This is a genomic window from Sciscionella sediminilitoris (assembly GCF_000737195.2).
GTDB lineage: Bacteria > Actinomycetota > Actinomycetes > Mycobacteriales > Pseudonocardiaceae > Sciscionella > Sciscionella sediminilitoris.
In genome coordinates this window covers 1-2,055 of the sequence record NZ_JALM01000110.1, presented here as the reverse complement: position 1 = coordinate 2,055, position 2,055 = coordinate 1, and the positions used below count along the sequence as shown (strand labels likewise).

Sequence of the window (2,055 nt, the reverse complement as noted above, 5' to 3'; positions counted from 1 at the left end):
TGTAGGAGGCCAGGACGTTGCTGACACCTTCGCGTAGCCGCGACGCTGGTGGTTCTCCACCGGCTGCGCTGTGGGGTCGGTGGTAGTTGTAATGGATGTTCCAGACTTCGAGCGCTTTGCGGCGTTGGTCTTCTGAGGTCCAGGTACGGGCGTAGAGGAACTCCTCGGAGATGATCCGGTTGTAGCGCTCCACCTTGCCGTTGTGCCGGGGCATGTAAGGCGTGATCAGCTGATGTCTCGAACCCAGCAGTGCCCGAGTGAACGCTTCGGCGCGGTAGCAGGCCCCGTTGTCGGTGACGATCCGTTCGATGTGTGCGACGCCGTGTGCGGTGAACCAAGCGCGTGCACGGTGCATGAAGCCGACCGCGGTGGCGGCTTTCTCGTCAGGAAGGGCTTCGGTGTAGGCGAGGCGTGAGTAGCCGTCGATTGCGGAGTGCAGGTAGACATAGCCACCACGTTTGGTGCTCCGCTTGGCCTGGTCGGCAGCCTTGGCCTGATCGGTTCCGCGGCCATGGGCTCGCCACCCGCCGCCGTCGGGGATTCGTCCGACCTTCTTCACGTCGAGGTGGACCATGTGCCCCGGCCGGCGGGCGATGATCTTGCGCGGTTCGCGGTTTGTCTCGCCGTTGGGGTCTATGAACCTCCGGTGGTTCAGGCCGATCGCGGCCAAGTGTCGGGCCACCGTGCGGCGACTGATCACGATTCCGCTTGCTTCAAGCTCGAAGGCGATCCGCGAGGCAGACCACTTGTGTTCGCGTCGCATGGCCTCAATCCGGGCCACGATGGCGGGATCCGTCGCTGTGGGCTGACGGTGCGGCGTCGAGGTTCGGTCAAGTAGGCCAACTTCGCCGTAGCGGCGGTAGCGGTTGACCCACTTCGAAGCGGCCGCGCGGGAGAGACCCATCTCTGCGGCGACATGAGCGATCGGTCTGGCCTTGCAGCGCTCAACGAGGCGACGGCGCCCTTCGATGCTGAGAGGAGCGTTTGCGTGGTTGGCCAAGGTGTCCCTTCTCGGATCGATGGTGTCGGTGGGACGCCTACAGGTACTGCGCATGGCCATAGCCGAAAGACCAATCCGCCTCATAGTTCTCGTGGACCACGATGAAGACGTTGTGAGGTGCGACCTGCGTCTGCTCGGTGAGTCGCCGACAGACCTGCGCATACATCTGACGCTTCTGTTCGTCGGTCCGACCGCCCCGCATCGTGATGTCGATGTAGATAATGCCGTCGTCGCGGGGGACGTCAAGGTAGGTCCCGTGCCGAAGCGCTCCGGTCGCGCCGTCATGGTTGGTCAAGATCTGGAACCGATCCTCGGGCGGGACCCCAATGGAGTCGGTGAGGGCCTGTTGGACGGCGTCTCCGACAGCCTTGAGACGGGATGTCTCCATCCGTAGGACATCGATACGAACCAGTGGCATCGAGATCACCCCGCCCCGCCGGTCAGAAGCGCGATGATCCCGTCGAGCGCGGCAGACATGACGCTCGGATCCTGCAAGGCCCGTGCGAGCACGTAACCGCCCTGGATCGTCGCAACCACGGCAACAGAGACATCCTCAGGAACCAGATGCGGCGCGATCTGCTTAGCCCTGTGCGCCTCGTCCAATAGCTGGCGTAGGCACTCGGCAAGCCACGAGAAGTACTCCTCGACAGGGCGCCGTAGCGCGTCGTCGGCTACCACGTCCGGGTCGAGCGCCATCCGCCCCACTGGGCAACCTCGGAGCGCTTCCCGCTCAACGCGGAGGTAGGCGACCACGCGATCCAGAGCCGACCCGGGGCGGTCTAGCGTGGCCTCGGCCCGCAGCTGCATGTCCTGTGCTGTCGCGGTGAGCGCCTCGACGGCAAGCCCCCGTTTCCCTTCGAAATGGTGGTACATGCTGCCTTGCCCAACCTTCGCCAGCTGCTGGATCGCGGCAGGGCTAGCACCGACATAGCCACGCTCCCAGAGCAGGACCCTTGTGCTTTCAAGTAGACGATCACGGTTAGTCACACCCCAACTGTACATACCAATAGGTACAGTCTGCCACCACAGCCGCCTACAACGTCATGTCCCGCAAC

3 protein-coding genes are annotated in these 2,055 nt (G+C 63.8%); all 3 read right to left on the bottom strand.

The window, feature by feature from the left end:
* On the bottom strand, positions 1–1,000 hold a 1,000-nt coding region (locus AD72_RS31330; protein WP_156365455.1), incomplete at its 3' end, for an IS481 family transposase.
* Positions 1,001–1,037: 37 nt separating this feature from the next.
* Positions 1,038–1,418 carry a tautomerase family protein gene (locus tag AD72_RS31325; RefSeq protein ID WP_031470250.1) on the bottom strand — a complete coding sequence of 127 codons (381 nt, stop codon included), beginning with the start codon at positions 1,416–1,418 and terminating at the stop codon, positions 1,038–1,040.
* A 5-nt stretch (positions 1,419–1,423) separates the two neighbouring features.
* Positions 1,424–1,987: a TetR/AcrR family transcriptional regulator gene (locus AD72_RS31320; protein WP_197285130.1), complete on the bottom strand. Its 564-nt coding sequence runs from the start codon at positions 1,985–1,987 to the stop codon at positions 1,424–1,426.
* Positions 1,988–2,055: the final 68 nt, after the last annotated feature.

Excerpts from the sequence above, each read along its gene's own strand:
- AD72_RS31325 (WP_031470250.1), bottom strand. The coding sequence starts at position 1,418 with ATGCCACTGGTTCGTATCGATGTCCTACGGATGGAGACATCCCGTCTC.